Annotated in this window: 15 protein-coding genes; 7 read left to right on the top strand and 8 right to left on the bottom strand. The window is 55.5% G+C overall.

Annotation, left to right across the window (positions count from 1 at the left end; translation table 11 throughout):
* The first annotated feature begins 75 nt into the window (after positions 1–75).
* Both F7R27_RS03015 and F7R27_RS03010 read left to right on the top strand, forming a co-directional pair.
* The gene (locus tag F7R27_RS03015; RefSeq protein WP_151702764.1) at positions 76–2655 is read left to right on the top strand and encodes a circularly permuted type 2 ATP-grasp protein; all 2580 of its coding nucleotides are present in this window, start codon (positions 76–78) and stop codon (positions 2653–2655) included.
* Between the two features lie 37 nt (positions 2656–2692).
* On the top strand, positions 2693–3592 hold the full coding sequence (locus F7R27_RS03010) for a transglutaminase family protein (RefSeq protein ID WP_151702763.1): 900 nt from the start codon (positions 2693–2695) through the stop codon (positions 3590–3592).
* A gap of 21 nt (positions 3593–3613) precedes the next feature.
* Here the strand turns inward: F7R27_RS03010 and F7R27_RS03005 are convergent, their stop codons facing one another.
* The 3 genes from F7R27_RS03005 to ggt all read right to left on the bottom strand — a co-directional run bounded on the left by F7R27_RS03005 (position 3614) and on the right by ggt (position 8043).
* Positions 3614–4534, bottom strand: coding sequence for a pyridoxal-phosphate dependent enzyme (locus F7R27_RS03005; RefSeq protein WP_151702762.1), 921 nt, complete (start codon positions 4532–4534; stop codon positions 3614–3616).
* Positions 4535–4582: 48 nt separating this feature from the next.
* Positions 4583–6133 carry a diguanylate cyclase domain-containing protein gene (locus F7R27_RS03000; protein ID WP_168927412.1) on the bottom strand — a complete coding sequence of 517 codons (1551 nt, stop codon included), beginning with the start codon at positions 6131–6133 and terminating at the stop codon, positions 4583–4585.
* Between the two features lie 86 nt (positions 6134–6219).
* Positions 6220–8043 (bottom strand): gamma-glutamyltransferase, encoded by a 1824-nt coding sequence (ggt, locus tag F7R27_RS02995; protein ID WP_151702760.1) that lies wholly within the window; start codon positions 8041–8043, stop codon positions 6220–6222.
* A gap of 307 nt (positions 8044–8350) precedes the next feature.
* Here ggt and fdhA point away from each other — a divergent pair, with 307 nt between their 5' ends.
* The 5 genes from fdhA (at position 8351) to F7R27_RS02970 (ending at position 14517) form a co-directional block, all read left to right on the top strand.
* A complete protein-coding gene (gene fdhA / locus F7R27_RS02990) occupies positions 8351–9550 on the top strand; it encodes a formaldehyde dehydrogenase, glutathione-independent (protein WP_151702759.1) in 1200 nt (399 codons plus the stop codon).
* A 240-nt stretch (positions 9551–9790) separates the two neighbouring features.
* Positions 9791–10798 carry a DctP family TRAP transporter solute-binding subunit gene (locus F7R27_RS02985; protein WP_151702758.1) on the top strand — a complete coding sequence of 336 codons (1008 nt, stop codon included), beginning with the start codon at positions 9791–9793 and terminating at the stop codon, positions 10796–10798.
* 105 nt (positions 10799–10903) lie between these two features.
* Positions 10904–11395, top strand: coding sequence for a TRAP transporter small permease (locus F7R27_RS02980; RefSeq protein ID WP_151702757.1), 492 nt, complete (start codon positions 10904–10906; stop codon positions 11393–11395).
* Positions 11385–12689, top strand: a complete 1305-nt coding sequence (locus F7R27_RS02975) for a TRAP transporter large permease (RefSeq protein WP_151702756.1) — start codon at positions 11385–11387, stop codon at positions 12687–12689. Before F7R27_RS02980 ends, F7R27_RS02975 begins: the two co-directional genes overlap by 11 nt.
* A gap of 331 nt (positions 12690–13020) precedes the next feature.
* Complete coding sequence (locus F7R27_RS02970) at positions 13021–14517, top strand: alanine/glycine:cation symporter family protein (protein ID WP_151702755.1); 1497 nt, start codon at positions 13021–13023, stop codon at positions 14515–14517.
* Between the two features lie 78 nt (positions 14518–14595).
* Here F7R27_RS02970 and F7R27_RS02965 read toward each other — a convergent pair whose 3' ends face one another.
* From F7R27_RS02965 to F7R27_RS02945, 5 genes are all read right to left on the bottom strand, one after another.
* Complete coding sequence (locus tag F7R27_RS02965; protein WP_151702754.1) at positions 14596–15660, bottom strand: BMP family ABC transporter substrate-binding protein; 1065 nt, start codon at positions 15658–15660, stop codon at positions 14596–14598.
* Positions 15661–15693: 33 nt separating this feature from the next.
* Positions 15694–16626 carry an ABC transporter permease subunit gene (locus F7R27_RS02960; RefSeq protein ID WP_151702753.1) on the bottom strand — a complete coding sequence of 311 codons (933 nt, stop codon included), beginning with the start codon at positions 16624–16626 and terminating at the stop codon, positions 15694–15696.
* Positions 16623–17708, bottom strand: a complete 1086-nt coding sequence (locus F7R27_RS02955) for an ABC transporter permease (RefSeq protein WP_151702752.1) — start codon at positions 17706–17708, stop codon at positions 16623–16625. Before F7R27_RS02955 ends, F7R27_RS02960 begins: the two co-directional genes overlap by 4 nt.
* Positions 17705–19231, bottom strand: coding sequence for an ABC transporter ATP-binding protein (locus F7R27_RS02950; RefSeq protein WP_151702751.1), 1527 nt, complete (start codon positions 19229–19231; stop codon positions 17705–17707). The genes F7R27_RS02955 and F7R27_RS02950 overlap by 4 nt, the downstream gene beginning before the upstream one ends.
* A gap of 306 nt (positions 19232–19537) precedes the next feature.
* On the bottom strand, positions 19538–19966 hold the full coding sequence (locus tag F7R27_RS02945; protein WP_151702750.1) for a protein tyrosine phosphatase family protein: 429 nt from the start codon (positions 19964–19966) through the stop codon (positions 19538–19540).
* Positions 19967–19980: the final 14 nt, after the last annotated feature.

The raw sequence follows: 19980 nt of genomic DNA, 5'->3' as shown, positions 1-19980 counted from the left end.
TGGTTTATAATCAACACTTTGTCACGCTCTGAAAACAGCCGGAGGACCCGGCTGAATTGACTTTGGTATCTGAACATGTTCAATCCGGCCCTTCTGCCACCTGAACTGCGCACCTTGCTGGAGAGTTATCCCCAGCACGATGCTCATGATGAGCTTTTTTCGCCGGAGCAACTGGTACGCTCGCCCTGGAAAGCGGTGCTGAGTGAGATAGGAGCACTGGGGCCGGAGGTGTTGAGTCAGCGCTCTGAAGAGCTCCAGAACCTGCTGCATGAGAATGGTGTCACCTTCAATACCTACGAAGATGATCCGGGGAAACTCCGCTCCTGGCAGCTGGATTGTCTGCCTTTTGTCATAGGTACAGAGGAGTGGGAGATCCTGGAGCAGGGTCTGAAGCAACGCAGTCGTCTGCTGGAGCTGCTGGTGGAGGATCTCTATGGCGAGCGCAAGGTCGTGGATGAAGGGCTGCTGCCTGCCGAACTGATCTATGGCCACCCCAACTTTCTGTTTGGTGCCGCTAACAGCTATGGTGACAGACCGCTGCTTATCCTTCATGGCACCGACCTGATACGCGATCATCAGGGACAATGGCAGGTTCTCGGTGACTGGACACAATCTCCGGCCGGTGCCGGCTATGCCCTTGAAAATCGCATCACGCTTGCCCGTGCTCTGCCAAGCCTCTACCGCGATGCTCCCCTTAAGCGTCTGGCAGGTTTTCTGCAGGCTCAGCACCGCTGCCTGGCCGGTATGGCACGCTCTCAGCGGGATGAGCCCAATATAGTGTTGCTCTCGCCCGGCCCTGCCAGCCCCGGTTATTTTGAACACGCCTGGCTCGCCAACTACATGAACTTCTCTCTGGTTGAAGGGGACGACCTGGTGGTGCGCGACGGGCAGGTATCGATGCGCACCCTGGGTGGCCTGACCCAGGTTGATGTGATCGTGCGCCAGATCACCGACCCCTGGTGCGATCCACTGGAGCTGCGTGGTGATTCCCTGATCGGTGTGCCGGGGCTGCTGCAGGCGGCACGAAACGGCGAGGTGGAGATAGCCAATGCGATCGGTACAGGCATACTGGAGCACCCAGCCCTTGCCTCCTTTCTGCCAGGCCTGTGTGAGCGTCTGCTCGGCGAGAAGCTGCTGCTGACCTGCCGTGATACGCTCTGGTGCGGCAGTGCGGATGCGATCAAGACCATCCTGTCACAGCCGGATGAGTGGCAAGTGCGTGATATTCGCGACACGACCCGAGTGATCTATCCGGATATGCTGTCACTGCAGGAGCTGCGTCAGCTACGCCAGTCGATGTTCAAATCACCGCATCTGTATGTGGGGCAACGTGCCCTTCGCGCCGCCATGACACCCGGTTTCAACCCGAAAACCCAGCAGTTTGAAGCCCAGGCTGTGAACCTGCGCTTGTTCAGTCTGATGGAGCCCGATGACCTGATAAAGCCCGCCAGAGAACGTCAGTATCGAGTGATGCCGGGCGGTCTGGCCTGGGTGGGCGAGCCCGGAACCCCTTTGCTGGATAGTCGGATCGTCAAGGATATCTGGGTTATCGCCCCTGTACCGCAGCCTCATATCAGTCTGCTGCGCCATGCCATAGGCCCTATCGTGATGACCCGCGACGGTAAGGATATGCCCTGCCGTGTTGCTGATAGCCTGTTCTGGATGGGGCGTTATGGTGAGCGTATCGATAACCGCTCCCGCCTGCTGCGTGAAGCGCTGGCCAGACTCCTGCAGGAGGATCAGAACGAGGTTGACAGCAGCCTTCTGCCCGATCTGCTGACCGCTCTTGAGCTGGAGCAGCCACCTGTGGAGCCTGAACCGGAGAACACGGGCGATGGCGGAAATCGCTATACCCGTGACTATCTGTTCATGCGCGATCAGTTGCTGAGCCAGTTTTCAGAGCAACACCCCAGCGCACTGCCCCAACTCTTCAGTCTGTTTCTGCGTAACTCTCGTGCAGTCAGGGATCACCTGGGAGATGATGCCTGGCGCACTATCAATGCGATGCGCCAGAAGTTCAACGATCTGCCCAGAATTCAAGGGGCCGTGAGCGGACAGCGCAGCCTTGAAGGGGTGGTGACAGATCTGGCAGCCTTTTATGGCCTGTGTAACGAGACCATGCCCCACCATTATGGCTGGCGCTTTCTGGATATCGGTCGCTTTATCGAGCGCTTGCTGTTCAGCCTTGCATTGCTGAAGCTCGCCCTGTTGACCGCCGACAAACCCGGTATTCCCCTGTGGGAAGTGGTCCTGGCGACAACCGACAACTTCACCGTGTATCGCCGCCGCTATCGTTCGCAGCTGCACCCTTCAGCGATTCTGGATCTGCTGCTGTTTGATGAGGCCAACCCGCGATCCGTCGGCTACATGCTGAGGCGACTGGGTCGCCAGATAGAGCGACTGCCACAACCCGAAAGCACGCCCTATCGCAATCGTGAAACACGTCTGGTGATTCAGGCAACCAGCATGCTGCATCTGGTGGATATCGACACGCTGGCCGATCTGGACAAGTCAGCCAGCGCCAGGGAGGCACTGTCGGAGCTGCTGGATCAGATCATCCAGCCGATGTCCGAGCTGTCGGATGCCATCTCGCATACGCACTTCAGCCATGTCGAAGCCTTGCGTCAATTGGTCACCATGCAGACATCGGTGTAAGTGGAGGTATCATGCGAAGCAGATGTGGAGTTCACCAATGAGATACCAGCTACGCCACACCACCCATTATGATTATTCAGGGTCTGTCACACTGAGCCACAATGAGGCGCGACTGCTGCCTCGAGAGTTGCCATGGCAGCGCTGCAGAAACAGTGAACTGACGATCACGCCCACGGCTGTGCGCCAGCGTGAGCGTGTCGATTTCTTCGGTAATCGAGTCGTGTACTTTTCCATTCAGGAGGTTCACGACAGCCTGGATGTCACAGTCAAAAGCCACCTGACTACTCTGCCACGATCTCTGCCGGATCAGCACATCACCCTCTCCTGGGAGCAGGCGCTGCGTGAGCTGGCTATCGGAGAGCACCGGGTCAGTTCGACACAAACTCTCGAGCATCTCCACGCTAGACTGTTTGCGCTGGACTCACCTTTCGTGCAGCAGAGCCTTGACCTGGTGGACTATTCACGACGCTGCTTCACCCGCAATCGACCGCTGGTGGAGGCCGTGCTGGAGCTGAATCAGGCGATCTTCAATGAGTTCACCTACGACCCCGAGTTCACCACCCTTGCCACCCCGCTGCAGATGGTGCTGGAGAGCCGTCGCGGCGTATGCCAGGACTTTGCTCATCTGGCGATTGGCTGTCTGAGATCAATGGGGCTGGCCGCACGCTATATCAGTGGCTATATGGAAACCCTGCCGCCACCCGGCCAGGAAAAGCTGCTCGGTGCGGATGCCTCCCATGCCTGGCTGTCGGTCTATATTCCTGGATGGGGCTGGCTGGATATAGACCCCACCAATGGCACTGTACCTGACGAGCGTTATATTACCCTTGGCTGGGGTCGGGATTTTGCTGATGTCACTCCGCTGAAAGGTGTCATGAATGGTAGTGGAGAACATAAGCTGCAGGTGGCCGTGGACGTGATCCCGGTTCCACCTTAGCGGAAAAGCTCGCCTGCCAGGTTACTGAGCAGAAGCCTGCCACTGCTGCAGTTGCTGATAACTGGCCGTTACGCCACCACACACAATCAGCAGAATATTGCGATAGCCAGCCAACGCCTCATGCTGAGCATAGGCAACCGCCAGTGTAGCGCCACACGCAGGCTCCACCAGCAGGCGATGATCATCCAGAAAGCGCTCACAGGCATGCAGCGCCTGGCGGTCAGTTACCACCAGGCTCTGCAGTGGATGCCGGCTCGCCATAGCAAGTGACTGCTCACATACCTGACGCGCCCCCAACGAGGTCGCGATACTGCTGATACCCGGTAATGTGATCCGCTCGCCCTGCTGCAGAGATTGATGCAACGAGTCAGCTCCGCGCGTCTCCACCGCCACAACCGGAACGCTGCTCCAGCCATTGCGCTGCAGGCCCTCAATCACCCCGCAAAGCAATCCGCCTCCACCGACCGAGAGCACCACGGCATCCGGCTGCACACCACTGGCAGCCACCTCATCGATCATACTGGCATGTCCCTGCCAGAGCAGAGGATCATCGAAGGGATGCAGAAAGGCATCCCCCTCACCAAGCATTGACTGCGCCAGTTCGTTCGCCTCCTGCCAGGAGCTGCCATGCACGATCAGTTCGGCGCTCTCCTGACGGATCAACTGTCTGGCACGCTCAGTGGTCGATTCCGGCACCACCACAACCACCGGCACACCGAGATGCCGCCCGGCATAGGCAACCGCAATCCCGGCATTCCCCCCGGAAGATGAGATGAAACGACGTGCGCCTCGCTGCTGATAAAGCTGGCAGGCATAGCCAATACCACGAATCTTGAACGAACCCGGCGGCTGCAGTGCCTCCATCTTCATCCAGATATGCTGACCGTCACGACGCGGCAGGGCGCGTGATTCCAGTAACGGCGTCTGTATATGTAACGTCATGATTATCCTTTATTCAGTACATCTGCGGGTACCAAAGGCTGAAGCACTCTACGCATGCTGGTGCAGTACAAAGCTGTTTTTTCCCTGCCGTTTAGCTTCATACAGTGCGTTATCAGCCATCTTCAGCAACTGGTCAACATCATTTTCTCCATCCTGTACCCATACCACCCCTATACTTGCGCCGATATGCAAGCTCTCACCCTGCAGTCCTTTCATCGGCAAGGGTTCCTGCAGGGCAACCAGTATCCGCTCCGCGATCGCTGTCAGCCTTTGCGCTTCATGGCAACTGTTCAGCAACACAACAAACTCATCGCCTCCCAGCCTGGCCACAAGATCCTGATCCCTTATCTGCGCCATCAGCCGTGCGGCCACCAGCTTCAGTACTTCATCCCCGGCATCATGACCATACTGGTCATTGATCGGTTTGAAATCATCCAGATCAAGCAATATAACAGCAAAGGGTATTTGCCGGGCACGGCACAACTGCAATGAGCGCTCCATCTCTTTATGCAATCTGGCCCGATTCGCCAGAGATGTCAGCATATCGTTATATGCCAGTTGATGCATATACTGCTCGGCACGCCTGCGCTCGGTCACATCCTCCAGCGTCAGAATCGCCATCACCGGCTCGATATTCTCGTGAATGATCATCGACAACTCGCAGATCAGCTCCACACCATCAACCCGGCGCAACCGGACCTCGACCTTGTCCAGCAGTTTACTCTGTGCATCATTGAGCCGCTCCAGCAGATAACTCCAGGTTTCCGGCTCTGCCCAGATGGGGCATTGTCCAAAGCGGTTGCCGACGATATTGCCAAGGCCATACCGCTCCTCCCAGGCACTATTGGTGCTGACAACAGTATGATCATCCAATCTGATCACGGCCACAGGTACTGGCATCACCCGGAGCAGATCCAGCAGGCGGGTCTTCATGGTCGTGACGGCTCGGATCAGTTCACTGCGCTCAAACAGCTCGCCCCTGGGCAGCTCCTCTGCAAGACTGCCACGGGCAATTCTATTGGCCAGCTCAATGACATTCTGACTTTCAAACCCCTCACGCCTGAGCCAGATCGAGAGGTAGATCATCATGCCGATAAAGGGCAGGAAGTAGGCAAAATGAACCAACAGATGGTGAAACCAGTGCTCCTGCTGATCGCCGAATACATACACAGGTACGCCGAACCCTTCCAGAAAACCCAGCACGGCATGATGCAGAAAAATAACCAGCACGGCACTGATAATGGTGCGCCAGTCACGGTAGTAAAGAAGCACGGCTATCAGGCCAAAGGCGGAGAAATGCGAAGCGATATCGCCCCTCATCTGATGAATAATCAGTCCTGTATAGACCATGAAGGCACCAGCCATGACCAGCCGCGTCCAGAGCTGGCCACTGCGCCGAAGTCCCATCCAGACCACCAGCAGCAGGGTGGGCAACCCGATCAGCAAAGCACTGCCCCAGGAGTTGTAAACTGGGCTGAGGGACAGACAAACAAGAAAAAGAAAAAGGCTTACCAACACCATGATACGATCGGCACGACAGCGAATCGGCAGCAGCAAAGAATCAAAGTGGCTTTCCTGCTCGAAATACCTTATCAGCATCGAGATAACCTCTGGCATCATAGTGTCGGTAATAGTTTCTCTTTATTGTGGCAGCAACCTCAGATTAGTTAAACATTTTCTAATACTTATTCCCCCATCACCACCCCTTCACGGCGCGGATCAGCACCGCTGAAGAAGCCGTTGGGCGTTTTCTGAATCACCTGCAGACCACTGGTAAGGTCACGCTCCGTCACCTCATGCTCTCTGGCACGCAGCGCCTCAAGCGTCGCTTCGGGAAAACGATCAGCCTCGAGGAAGGTCGGGCCGTTAAAGCTCAAAGCATGGGGTAGACTGATCGCCTCCTGAGCATTAAGCCCCCAATCCAGCATCGCTATCAGCGTTCTGGCCGTGTAGTGAATAATCGCCGCACCGCCGGGTGAGCCTAGGCTTGCCACCAGCTCACCACTTTCACGCTCAAACACCAGAGTCGGACTCATGCTGGAGCGTGGTCGCTTGCCCGGTTCAACGCGATTCGCGATCGGTACACCCTCTGCATCCGCAGGCTGGAAGGAGAAATCCGTCAACTCATTGTTCAGCAGATATCCACCCGGCAGACCGGTACCGCCATCGGCCAGTATCCTTGCACCAAATGCCGCTTCAATGGTAGTGGTCATCGCCAGTGCATTACCCTGGGCATCCACAATACTGATGTGGCTGGTGCCATACTCCTCCTGTTCCGGCATGCTGGCATAACTTACCTGCCAAGGGCCAGGTGTACCCGCCGTTGCACGACCCATGCTGGTATCACTGATCAAACCGGCTCTTTCACGCAGGTAGTCCGGCGCCAGCAGGCTGGCCCAGCTGTTGCCCGGCGGGTTGATAAAATCCGGATCGGCAATATAAAGCGCACGGTCAGCAAAGCTCAGGCGTGCCGCCTCGGTGAACTGATGCAGCCAGGCTTCACCTGGCAGCCCCTCCTGCAAAGGCTCTGCAACGGCAGGGGTATGCTCCAGTATTCCCAGCATCTGCATCATGGTCAGATGGCCGGATGAGGGGGGCGGAAAGCCACAGACACGATAGCTCTTCCAGTCAGTACACAGAGGCTCACGCACCAGCGGTGTATAAGCGGCCAGATCCTCCTTCGTCATGCTACCGGGATGCACAGGGTGCTGCTGTACCTGCTGTACAAGATCCTGTGCAATAGCTCCGCTATGGAAGGCCTCACTGCCACGCTCGGCAATCTGCTTCAACACAGCAGCCAATGCAGGATTTTTCAGTTGATGACCCACCGGCAGGGGTTCGCCGTCTGTATCATAGTAAAAGGCGGCTGCCGCACTGTTCGCTTTCAGGGCTGTTTCACCTGCCAGCAGGGTATGCAGGCGCGGGCTGACAGCAAACCCCTCTTCAGCCAGTGTGATGGCCGGTGCGAACAGCACCTCCCAGGACAACTGTCCATGAGCACGATGCGCCTCCTCCAGCATACGCAGCACACCCGGCACACCGACAGACAAGCCGCTGGCTGCAGCATCCATAAAGCTCAGTGGCGCCCCCTCCTGATCGAGAAACAGCGCCTCAGTTACTCCGGCGGGTGCGGTTTCCCGGCCATCATAGGCCAGCACTTCACTGCCATCAAAATGCATCAGAAAGGCCCCGCCTCCGATACCGCTGGACTGGGGCTCAACCAATGTCAGTACCATCTGTACGGCGATCGCTGCATCTATGGCAGACCCTCCCGCCTTGAGAATCTGATAGCCGGCGTCAGTTGCCAGTGGATTGGCCGCTGCTACGGCAAAGTAACTCGTCGCCCAGCCCGGTTTGTCCTGATAACCGGACGCAGCTTCCGGCTGGACAGGGACCTGGTAACGAAAGGCGGTATCGGCAAACAGCTGGCCGGATGAGGTCAACAGCAGCAACGTCAGCGCAGAGGCGCTCAGCAGTCGCGAGCCTGGCAGAGATGGGAAATCAATCATGCTCTTCTCTCCTTGAAAAGATTGTCAGTGCAGGTTTCAAGATCACATCATAGCGCAGATCCTCCCATCTGCCATTTTTGAAATACGACTAATTCAGCTTCATACCGTCTGGTGACACGGCACATGATGCTCAGGCGCTTTTCAAGGCCCTGTATTGTTACCTTATAACGGCGCTTCAATACAAAGTGTCGTGTTTGACAACTCCGAAGGCGCAGGCAGGCAGGATCAGAAGCCGGTGCAGCCTTACCTTGGTCTTCTGTGCATTCATGCACATGTTTGCCTATGACAACAATAAAGGAGTAAGGCAATGGCTATATCCACAGGAAACCGGGGCGTGGTCTATACAGGCCCCGGTCACGTCGAAGTGCGCTCGATAGACTTCCCTGAACTGGCGATCGGAAATCGCAAGTGTCAGCACGGAGTCATCCTCAAAGTTCTCACCACCAACATCTGTGGCAGTGACCAGCATATGGTTCGCGGTCGCACAACCGCCCCTTCCGGGCTGGTGCTGGGCCATGAGATCACAGGCGAAATCATTGAGTGCGGTCGTGATGTCGAGTTTCTGAAAGTCGGCGACATTGTATCCGTTCCATTCAACATCGCCTGCGGTCGCTGCCGCAACTGCAAGGAGGGCAGAACCGGCATCTGTCTGAACGTCAACCCTGCTCGTCCCGGTGCCGCCTATGGCTATGTCGATATGGGTGGCTGGGTGGGTGGCCAGGCCGAGTACGTCATGGTGCCCTATGCCGACTTCAACCTGCTGAAATTCCCGGACTCCGACCAGGCCAAAGAGAAGATCCGTGATCTGACACTGCTGTCAGATATCTTCCCGACTGGTTTCCACGGCTGCGTCACAGCCGGTGTCGGTCCCGGATCAACCGTGTACATCGCCGGTGCCGGCCCTGTCGGACTGGCCGCTGCGGTTTCTGCACAACTGCTCGGCGCTGCCTGCGTCATCGTCGGGGATATGATTCCAGAACGTCTGGCTCAAGCAAAAAGCTTTGGCTGCGAAACCATCGACCTGCGTCAGGATGCAGAGCTGCCGGACCTGCTGGAGCAGATTCTCGGTGTACCGGAAGTGGATGCTGCGGTTGACTGTGTCGGCTTTGAGGCTCACTGCCATGGCCATCATCACCATGAAGAGAAGCCTGCGGTCGTCTTGAACAGCATGATGGATATCACGCGCGCCGGAGGCCAGATCGGGATTCCTGGGCTGTATGTCACTGAAGATCCAGGTGCCAAGGATGCTGCAGCACAGAAAGGCAGCCTGAGCCTGCGCTTTGGTCTGGGTTGGGCCAAATCCCACTCCTTCCATACCGGCCAGTGCCCGGTGATGAAGTATCATCGCCAGCTGATGCAGGCGATTCTGTTTGAGCGCGTGCAGATAGCCAAGGCGGTCAATGTCCAGGTAATCTCGCTGGATGAAGCCCCCAAAGGCTATGCCGACTTTGATGGTGGTGCGGCGAAGAAATTTGTTATCGATCCGCATAAGCTGTTTGCAGCCTGATACACCCGAGTGACCGAAGAGTGGCGATCCCGCCACTCTTCAAAAATACCTGAAAACCTGCAGCCCCTTATCTCTCTCCTTATAACCTTACAATCCCCATGGTCGACTAAGGTCCGCATTTGTTTTACTTTTAAAACATCACATCGTCATCTATATTCAAAAGCCCTGTATTAAACAGTAGCCCACTACTGTCCGGTCATCGGACCTGTAATGACTGATCAAAAACAATAAGGATATCTCATGAAAGCCAAGCTATACCTGTCTGCGCTTACCGCTGCCATCTGTGTTGGTTTCACTGCCCCCGTACTGGCCCAGGAAACACGTGAGTTTTCTGTCTCAACCGTGCTGTCAGACGCCTTCCCCTGGGGTCAGGCTGCTGTCAAATGGGCAGAGCTGGTTGAAGAGCGCTCCGAAGGACGCATGAAACTGACGGTCTACCCCAATGCCCAGTTGGTCTCCGGGGATCAGACCCGCGAGTTCTCCGCCATGCGCAGCGGTCTGATTGACATGGCGGTGGCCTCAACCATCAACTGGTCGCCGCAGGTGCCGGAACTGAATCTCTTCTCCCTGCCGTTTCTGATGCCGGATGAAGCTGCAATCGATGCCATCACTCAAGGCGAGGCCGGTGAGCAGATATTTGCGGCTATTGAACAGCGCGGAGTCATTCCGCTGGCCTGGGGAGAAAATGGCTTTCGTGAACTCTCCAACTCACGCAAGGCGATCAGCGAGCCAAGTGACCTCAGTGGTCTGAAGATCCGTGTTGTGGGATCACCCCTGTTTCTGGACACCTTCAATACCCTGGGCGCCAACCCGACACAAATGAGCTGGGCCGATGCCCAGCCAGCACTGACAACCGGTGCAGTGGATGGTCAGGAAAACCCTCTGTCGGTGTTTGATGTTGCCCGTATCGATCAGGTAGGTCAGCAGTATCTCACGCTGTGGCGCTATATGGCTGACCCTCTGGTATTTGGTGTCAATCAACGTGTCTGGAACTCTCTCTCTGAAGAGGATCGGACGATCCTGCGTGAAACCGCCATTGAAGCCGGTGCCTGGGAGATAGCCAAATCACGCGCAGAACTGAGCGCAACGCTGGAGACCATCAAGGAACGTGGCGTCGAGGTGACAGAGCTGACACCTGAGCAGCACGCAGCCTTTGTAGAAGCCACTGCCGAGGTTTATCAGAAATGGGTACCACGTATCGGTGAAGAGCTGGTCAATACCGCCAAAGCAGCAATTGATGCTCGCTGATCCAGACTGCTGAAGCATATCAGACCCGCCTTTTCCGGCGGGTCTGATGTGTTTACCACATACGTTTCGTTACACTTTGTCGCCACACTCTGGATGAGTACTCACATGCACGGCCCGAAATCCCGCCCTGAATCCTGGCTCGCATCAATCGCACTGCTGGGTATTTGTCTGATCAGTCTCGGTAATGTCGTGGTGCGTTATGCCACTAATGCATCCTTCGCCTTCACTGAGGAGTTTTCTGTTTTTCTGCTGTTTGTGCTGACTTTCTCCGGCGCAGCAGTCGCTGCCCGACGGCATGAACATATTCGCATATTGCTGGTCGAGGAAAGCCTGCCGCTGATGCTGAAACGTGCACTCTATCTGCTGCAGTGGGCGGCCTGTGTTCTGTTGCTGTGTCTGATAACCTGGTATGGCGGGCTGCTGACCTGGGAGGAGTATCACTGGGAGTCACTGTCACCCGGCCTTGGCTACCCCACCTGGATGTATATCATCTGGCTGCCGCTGTTGAGCGTTGCCATCATCATACGCCTGACTCAAAGCCTGATCGAACGCTGGCGTGACAGCGGTCAGCCACAGGGAGGTGAGCATGAGTCCTGATCTGTGGATGCTGGCAATCTTCGGCCTGGCCATGTTGCTGGGGGTCCCTGTCGCCTTTGCTCTGGGCCTGGGTGGCGCTGCCGGAATTGTCGCCGGGTTATCGCCCGATATGCTCGCAACACTGGGCACCAACACCTACAACAGTGTCGCCAAATACCCGCTGATCGCGATCCCCCTGTTTATTCTGACCGGACTGATTTTTGAGCGCGCGGGGGTGGCCAGCAGTCTGGTACGCTTCGCTCAGGCGCTGATTGGCCCTCGCCACGGTGGACTGGCACTGGTGGCAGTACTGGTCTGTCTGATCATGGGTGGTATGAGTGGCTCAGGACCCGCCGATGCAGCGGCTGTTGCCATGGTGATGCTGCCGAGCATGGCCAAGGCTGGCTACCCCAAGGCGTTTTCTGCCTCTTTAATTGCGGCCTCAGCCTCTACCGCCATTCTGATTCCTCCTTCCATCGCACTGATTCTCTATTCAGTGGTGATGCCCGGCGTGGATCTGCGTGCGCTGTTTGCAGCAGGATTGTTTCCCGGTATTCTCGCTGGCATGTCGCTGCTTTTACCCGCCTGGTGGCTATCCCGACGCTATGGCTGGGAAGACCCGAACAGTGGTGAAAGACCGCCACTGAAAGAGAGCTTCATTCAAGCTCTGCCAGCACTCTTTGCACCGGTACTGATTCTGGGGGGGCTGCGCTCCGGTCTGTTTACCCCGACAGAAGCCGCCGTTGTGGCGGTTACCTATGGTGTATTCACCGGGGTGGTGATCTATCGCCAGCTCAGTCTGAAATCACTCTGGGCACTGTTTGGCGAAGCTGCCAGAATATCCGGTGTGGTGATGCTGATCATCTCTCTGGCCGGTATCTTTGCCTGGGCAGGCACCACGCTCGGCACCTTCAGACATCTGGCTAATCTGATGTTGTCTATCTCAGATAATGGCTGGGTACTGCTGATACTGATCATGCTGCTGGTCCTGGTGGTCGGCATGGTGCTGGATGCGATCTCCATCTATCTGATCATTACTCCGATCCTGATTCCCTTGATCCAGCATTTCGAGTGGAACCCTGTCTGGTTCGGCATATTGCTGGCGATGAATATCGCTATCGGGCAATTCACCCCACCCGTCGCGGTGAACCTGATGGTGACAACAAAAGTGGCAGGGGTAAGACTGGAACAGACTTTCGGCTGGGCTTTTCTGTTCATGCTGACCATGCTCAGCTCACTGGTGCTGGTGATGCTGGTGCCAGGAATTGCACTCTGGCTGCCTGATAAACTCGGGTTTGTTGTCGGTAAATGGTGATGCAGACAGCGGGCTCAGCGGCCCGCTTTCACATAAATGAAAGTGAGAACTCCTACAAAGGCACCCCTTAAACAAAAAAGTCTTAATATTCAAATCATTAACATAATGATAAGAATATTTTAACGTTTACTTTGAAATTTCAAGATATTTTCCCAAAGCAGAATGCAAATTCAGCAAAAGCACCTGCCACTTCAATAGATATCACGCGTTCGTTGCTGCAGAATACTGCGCCTCGGTTTTGGATACTGAATGTTATAGCCAGCTCACGGCTTATAACGTCAGATACCAGGACCAAGAGCTAAAACAATAACGAACCGGAATCACATTGATCATGGAAACGCTGGTTAATACTCTCAACAGCTACATCTGGAGTGATGCACTTATTTTCCTGTGCCTGGGCGCAGGTCTTTTCTACTCGATCCTGACGCGTTTTGCGCAGGTACGTCATTTTAAAGAGATGTGGCGACTGCTGTTCAACTCCAATGAGTCTGACAAAGGCATCTCTTCATTTCAGGCACTGTCCGTCTCTCTGTCCGGCCGTGTCGGGGTCGGTAACATCGCTGGTGTTGCAGCGGCAATCGGATTTGGTGGCCCGGGTGCCATTTTCTGGATGTGGGTGGTTGCCTTCCTCGGCGCCAGTACCGCTTATGCCGAATCCACTCTCGGTCAGTTGTATAAAGTGAATGACAACGGCCAGTATCGCGGTGGCCCTGCCTACTATTTTGAGCGCTGCCTTGGCTGGAAGTGGCTGGGTATCCTGTTCGCTCTCTCTTCAATCGTTGCCTGCGGTATCTTCCTGCCGGGTATCCAGGCGAATGCCGTCGGTAATGCCGTCACTCAGGTGTTCGGTAATGGTCAGATGGTATCCAGCAGCTTTGGTGAAGTCGGCAGCACCAAGCTGATCGCACTGGCCATCATCCTGATTGTACTGGCGTTCATCATCTTCGGTGGTATCAAGCGTATCGCGCACTTTACTCAGATCGTGGTGCCGTTCATGGCGCTGGGTTATATCGTGATGGCGCTGATAATCATCTTCCTGAACCTGGAAAAGATTCCAGGCATCTTCGGTCTTATCCTGTCAGATGCCTTCACAGCTCAGGCTGGCTTTGGTGCAGCGATCGGCTGGGGTGTCAAGCGCGGCATCTACTCCAACGAAGCCGGACAGGGTACCGGCCCTCACGCAGCAGCTGCCGCTGAAGTTCAGCACCCGGCCCAGCAGGGGCTTGTTCAGGCCTTCTCGGTCTATGTGGATACGCTGTTTATCTGCACCGCAACGGCACTGATGATTCTGATCACTCAGCAGTACAATGTGCAGGGCACTCTCGAAGCGGGTCAATTTATCGTCCAGAACGTTCCGGCTGACACCATCATCGCCTCTCCTGCCTTCACCCAGATGGCGCTATTGAGCGTATTCGGTGGTATAGGTCCGGTGTTTGTCGGTATCGCCCTGTTCTTTTTCGCCTTCACCACCATTCTGGCCTACTACTACATTGCCGAAACCAATGTGGCCTATCTGCGCCGTGCGCTTAACCTGAGCATCCCACTCACGCTGGTCAAGCTGGTGATCATGTTCATGGTGGCCTACGGCACGGTGAATACGGCTGGCTACATCTGGGATCTGGGAGATGTCGGCGTGGGTCTGATGGCCTGGATCAATATTGTCGGCATTCTGATCATCTTCTTCATCTCCAGGCCGACCATGCTGGCACTGCGCGACTATGAAGCACAGCAAAAGGCTGGAGGCCCGATCACCTTTGATCCAGTGAAGCTGGGCATCAAGAATGCCACCTTCTGGGAAGAGCGTTTGAAGAACCAGAAATCAGAATAGATCTGATACTGATCAGACATAAGCAAAAAAGCCCTCGGATAATTCCGGGGGCTTTGTATTTTAAAAGATCAAAAAAGATCAGTTCGGGATGTCAGAAGTGATACCTTCGACATAGAAATCCTTGGATAGCAGGTCACCATCCGGTGCAGTTTCACCCTCAGCCAACCAAGGCGTGCCGTCTTGTTTGTTGATCGGGCCAGTGAAAGGATGGTATTCACCCGCAGCAATTGCAGCGATCATCCCTTCCGCTTCAGCGCGAACATCTTCAGGAATGCGCTCACTCATCGGCGCGAATCCAACCATGCCGTCGACAATACCGTGCCAGACATTCCCAGCTTTCCAGGTGCCCTCTTTAACAGCGCGCACACGGTCAATGTAATAGGGTGCCCAGACATCTGTAATACCGGTCAAGTGTGATTCAGGCGCGAAAGCAGACATATCAGATGCCTGTCCGAACGCCATGATGCCTGCATCCTGAGCCACTGTCAGCGGAGCGGTTGAGTCGGTGTGCTGCATCAACACATCGGCACCCTGCTCTATCAGAGCCTCGGCAGCAGCCGCTTCCTGGGCAGGATCATACCAGCTGTAAACCCAGACCACATTGAACTCGACATCAGGATTCACCGCTTTCGCATGCAGATAGGCAGAGTTGATGCCCATGATAACTTCAGGGATCGGGAAGGAAGCGATATAGCCAACCTTATTCGTCTGAGTCATCCTGCCAGCGATATGACCGATTACCGCACGACCTTCATAGAAGCGTGCATTATACAGACTGACATTATCAGCTTCCTGAATGTAGCCAGTCGCATGTTCAAAGGCGACGTTCGGGAATCGCGCTGCCACGGTGTTCACATCCGGGCCATAGCCGAAGGAGGTGGCAAAGATAAGGTTAGTGCCCGACAGCGCCATCTGTGTCATCACGCGCTCGGCATCTGCACCGTAACCAACGTTCTCGACATAGCTTGTCTGTACTGCGTCACCAAATTCAGCCTCCACCGCTTTGCGCGCCAAATCGTGTGTGTAAGTCCAGCCGTGGTCGCCCACAGGGCCGATATAGACGAATCCGACCTTGGTTGTGTCAGCAAGGACAGGTGCAGCAAGCGCCGCACACAGTACACCGACAGTCAGCAGTTTTTTCATGAGTCTAGCTCTCCCTAATGACAGCATAATGCCTCAGTTTGAGGCGTGAAAAGGCCGGTTCAGCGATCCGGGTGCATTCAGTGACCCTCGCGCCTTGCCCGACGAAATAAACACAAGTACAGCAATCGTTATCAGATAGGGCGACATCGATAGGTACTCAACCGGTATCTTGACACCTGCCGCCTGTAAATTCAGTTGTAAGACCACCACTCCGCCAAACAGATAGGCACCCGCCATCGCACGCCATGGCCTCCAGCTTGCAAACACCACCAGCGCCAATGCGATCCAGCCTATGCCCACAGTCATACCCTCGGTCCACTGCGGCACGCGAATCAGTGACAGATAAGCACCACCCAGTCCAGCACAGGCACCGCCAAACATGATCGCCAGCACGCGGACTCGTTTCACATGATAGCCCAGCGCATGGGCAGCATCATGATTCTCGCCAACCGCACGCAATATCATGCCCGCACGAGCATACTTCAGAAACCACCACACAGCCGCAACCAATGCGATGGTCAGATAGACCATGATGTCATGTGAAAACAGCGCACGGCCCAGAAAAGGGATCTCTGACAGCGGCCCCAGATCCAGCTTCGGCGTGCGTGGCGGCGTGATGCCGACATACTTCTGGCCCAGCAGGGCGGAAAATCCAAGCCCAAACAGTGTCAGAGCGAGCCCTGATGCCACTTGATTGGTCATCAATGCCTGTGTCAGCAGTGCAAACAGAAGCGACAGCCCCATCCCGCCCAAGGCAGCTCCCATAAACCCTATGAGTGGGCTGCCGGTGTTGACGGCTATAATGAAGCCCACACAAGCGCCCATGATCATCATCCCCTCAACACCAAGGTTCAGAACCCCCGCCTTTTCCACCACCAGTTCGCCAATGGCGGCTAGAAGAATTGGCGTAGCCGCAACCATCAGTGCGGCCAGCAGAACAGCAATATTGATCGATCCAATCATCATGCGCGTGCACCCCTTGTCAGCCGCAATCGGTAATTGGTCTGGAAATCCAGCGCCAGCAGGAAGAACAGCAGCATCCCTTGAAACACCTGAATCGAAGCACTGGGTAATTGCAGCATCATTTGACTGAGTTCACCGCCAATATAGGTAAGTCCTAATAACAACCCTGCAAGAACAATGCCGATAGGATTCAAGCGGCCCAGAAAAGCCACTATGATCGCGGTAAACCCATAACCCGAAGCAAACTCAATCCGCACTTGTCCACCAGGGCCGGACACCTCGAACATACCCGCCAGCCCAGCAAGTGCGCCGGAGATACCCAGGCAGATCACCACCAGTCGTGCTGGCGAAACTCCACCAAAGCGAGCTGCGCGCGGCGCCTGACCCGCAAGCCGAACGTGATAGCCCAGCATATGCCGCGTCATCATCGCATAGGCAAATATCACTGCAATCAGGGCCGCAACAACCCCCCAGTGGATACCCGTGTTTGCAAAAATTTCAGCGTTATGGGCTGCCTCATAACGACGCAGGTCACGAGAGCCGGGAAAACCCGGGATGTCCGGGTTCCGCATCAGACCCAGCGCCATCGCCGCCAGAATTTTTTCCGCCACATAGACCAGCAACAAGGAGACTAGAATTTCATTGGTATTAAAACGCGTTTTCAAAATGGCCGGAATCATTGCCCATAAGAATCCCCCAAAAGCTCCTGCCACGACCATCAGCGGAAAAATGTACCACCCAGGTGCAGGAAAGAAGGCCAGTGCCACACCTGCACCAAACAGTGCACCGATGATGTATTGCCCCTCTGCTCCAATATTCCAGATATTGGCCTTGAACCCGATTGCCAATCCCACTGCAATCAGGATCAGGGGAGCGGATTTAATCAGCAGTTGTGGACGCGAGTAGCTACCGAAGGTTTCCGAGAAAATCGGGTCGAAAAAGATCAGTCGTATGGCAACAATCGGGTCTTTGCCCAGGATTGCAAACATGACTGCGCCAGCCAGCATGGTCAGCGCCACTGCCAGAAATGGATTGGCAATACGCCAGAATTTCGACGGTTCCTTGCGTTTCTCAAGCCGGATCATGCCATACCCTCATGCGCTGGATGCATGTCATGTGCCCCCCCCATCATCAGACCTATTTCCTCCACACTCAGCCCCTTGGCGGGACGAACAGCTGTCAGCCGCCCCTCATTCAAAGCTGCGAAACTCTCGGCAACTTCAAGCAGTTCATCCAGATCCTGGCTGATCACCAGCACAGCCGCCCCCTTGCTCGCGAGATCCAACAAGGCCTGACGGATAAACGCTGCAGCGGCTGCATCTACTCCCCAGGTAGGCTGGTTGACAATGATCACATCGGGGTCAAGTTCGATTTCACGACCGATCACATATTTTTGCAAGTTGCCCCCCGAAAGCGCGCGCGCCAGCACATGTGGACCGGGAGTGCGCACATCAAAGCGTGCAATGATTTCGCGAGCGAAAGCGTCTGTAGCATGCCAGTCGATGAAACCATATTTCGTCAATCCCTTGCGCTCGGCACCTGATAGAAGCGCATTTTCAGTCAGGCTCATATCCGGTGCGGCTGCATGGCCAAGTCGCTCCTCGGGTGCAGCCACCAGGCCCAGGCTGCGGCGTGCATTAGGGCCCAGATGACCAATCGGCTGCCCCTTCAGTTTCACTTGTTCTGCAGACGCTGGCAGCTCGCCTGAAAGCATCAGCAATAATTCATCCTGCCCATTTCCGGCCACTCCCGCGATACCCAGGACCTCTCCTGCACGCAGTGTGAAAGAGATATCTTTCAGCGAGGTTCCAAAGGGATTGTTCGAGGCAAGCGAAAGCTTATCCACCTGCAAGACCACTTCACCCAGGATCCGCTCTGCGCGCTCGGGCGGGGACAGGACTTGTCCAACCATCAACTCTGCCAGCTCGCGGGACGATTTTTCACGCGGGTCACAGGTAGCGACCTTACGCCCTCCGCGGAGAATCGTAGCTTCGTCACAAAGCGCGCGGATTTCATCAAGTTTATGCGAGATATACAGAATGGCTGTACCCTCGGCTGACAGTTTTCGTAACGTGTGAAACAGCACATCAACTTCTTGCGGAGTCAGAACGGATGTCGGCTCATCCATGATCAGGAGCTTTGGATCCTGCAGCAGACAGCGCACGATCTCGACGCGCTGGCGCTCACCTGCGGACAGGTCTCCCACCAGGCGCGAAGGGTCCAAGGGCAAGCCATACTCCTCAGAGACATCACGGATACGTCGTGCCAGATCGCGCAAGGCGGGTGGATTTTCCATGCCAAGGGCCACATTTTCGGCCACATCGAGCGCGTCGAACAGGCTGAAATGCTGAAACACCATGGCTACTCCATTCAAACGTGCCTCTGATGGCTGTGCAGGGGTATAGGGCTGACCACGCAATGTCATCTGGCCTGTATCTGGCTTAACCAATCCATAAATCATTTTGACCAAAGTGGATTTGCCTGCGCCATTTTCACCCAAAAGAGCGTGAACCTGTCCTTCGCCGATCTCAAATGATACATCGTCATTAGCCAGTACACCCGGGTAGGCTTTAGTCAACCCGTCCAGGCACAGCAGCGGCTTGCGCATACCCTTTCCCCTTGTTAACCATCTTTTAATGGAATCATTGAACTATAAACGGCTTTGAGATTTTTGCACGAAGCGCCAGCCTAACGCTTTTGAAAGTCATCCAGACCCATACTGGTGCAAAAGCAAACCGAGAGTTGGCTGATTGCCCCATCATATGGCAGGCAACCACTATCACATCACAGTTCACTTCGAGCTCGGCACATAACCCATGACAGCCCCTGACAGAATGCCACTGTGGAGCCAACATCGAAAGAAAAACTTTACACGTTAACTATTCTTGGCGAAACAACAATTACCAGCGCGGGTTCAGCCGGTCAGGCGCTTGAAGAAATCCGGCATCTCGTAGCCCGCACGCTTCAGCTCTGCCACCAGTTCTTCACCAGAGCGCACTGACTTCTGACTGAGGGCCCAGAGGGTGCCGCAACGCGCACCGCTGCGACAGAAAGCCACAACCGGAGCTTCAGCCTGTTGCAGTATTTTTCCGAACTCGACTCCCTGCTCATCCGTGACCTGCCCAGTGATAACAGGTTGATAATACCAATTGAGCCCCAGTTGCCTTGCAAGATCGGCCAGTTCTTCGCTGGCAGGCTGATCAGTCTCCTCCTGATCAGGGCGGTTGCAGATCAGCGTGCGCACCCCTTCCGCTGCCAGAGCTCGAATATCCTCTGCCTGAAGCTGCCCGCAAGCTCTGAGGGTATCGGTCAGTTGCCGCATGGGGGGTAGGGTATGCTCCATAATAACGCTCCTGG

The sequence above is a fragment of the Nitrincola alkalilacustris genome, from assembly GCF_008973755.1.
In the GTDB taxonomy this organism is placed as follows: Bacteria; Pseudomonadota; Gammaproteobacteria; order Pseudomonadales; family Balneatricaceae; genus Nitrincola; species Nitrincola alkalilacustris.
Note: the sequence above shows the minus strand (reverse complement) of the source record. Positions and strands in the feature narration are given on the sequence as shown.

Excerpts from the sequence above, each read along its gene's own strand:
- F7R27_RS02980 (WP_151702757.1), top strand. The coding sequence starts at position 10,904 with ATGCACGGCCCGAAATCCCGCCCTGAATCCTGGCTCGCATCAATCGCA.
- F7R27_RS02960 (WP_151702753.1), bottom strand. The coding sequence starts at position 16,626 with ATGATGATTGGATCGATCAATATTGCTGTTCTGCTGGCCGCACTGATG.
- F7R27_RS02955 (WP_151702752.1), bottom strand. The coding sequence starts at position 17,708 with ATGATCCGGCTTGAGAAACGCAAGGAACCGTCGAAATTCTGGCGTATT.
- F7R27_RS02945 (WP_151702750.1), bottom strand. The coding sequence starts at position 19,966 with ATGGAGCATACCCTACCCCCCATGCGGCAACTGACCGATACCCTCAGA.
- F7R27_RS02975 (WP_151702756.1), top strand. The coding sequence starts at position 11,385 with ATGAGTCCTGATCTGTGGATGCTGGCAATCTTCGGCCTGGCCATGTTG.
- F7R27_RS03010 (WP_151702763.1), top strand. The coding sequence starts at position 2,693 with ATGAGATACCAGCTACGCCACACCACCCATTATGATTATTCAGGGTCT.
- F7R27_RS03005 (WP_151702762.1), bottom strand. The coding sequence starts at position 4,534 with ATGACGTTACATATACAGACGCCGTTACTGGAATCACGCGCCCTGCCG.
- fdhA (WP_151702759.1), top strand. The coding sequence starts at position 8,351 with ATGGCTATATCCACAGGAAACCGGGGCGTGGTCTATACAGGCCCCGGT.
- ggt (WP_151702760.1), bottom strand. The coding sequence starts at position 8,043 with ATGATTGATTTCCCATCTCTGCCAGGCTCGCGACTGCTGAGCGCCTCT.
- F7R27_RS02985 (WP_151702758.1), top strand. The coding sequence starts at position 9,791 with ATGAAAGCCAAGCTATACCTGTCTGCGCTTACCGCTGCCATCTGTGTT.
- F7R27_RS02970 (WP_151702755.1), top strand. The coding sequence starts at position 13,021 with ATGGAAACGCTGGTTAATACTCTCAACAGCTACATCTGGAGTGATGCA.
- F7R27_RS03000 (WP_168927412.1), bottom strand. The coding sequence starts at position 6,133 with ATGCTGATAAGGTATTTCGAGCAGGAAAGCCACTTTGATTCTTTGCTG.
- F7R27_RS03015 (WP_151702764.1), top strand. The coding sequence starts at position 76 with ATGTTCAATCCGGCCCTTCTGCCACCTGAACTGCGCACCTTGCTGGAG.
- F7R27_RS02950 (WP_151702751.1), bottom strand. The coding sequence starts at position 19,231 with ATGCGCAAGCCGCTGCTGTGCCTGGACGGGTTGACTAAAGCCTACCCG.
- F7R27_RS02965 (WP_151702754.1), bottom strand. The coding sequence starts at position 15,660 with ATGAAAAAACTGCTGACTGTCGGTGTACTGTGTGCGGCGCTTGCTGCA.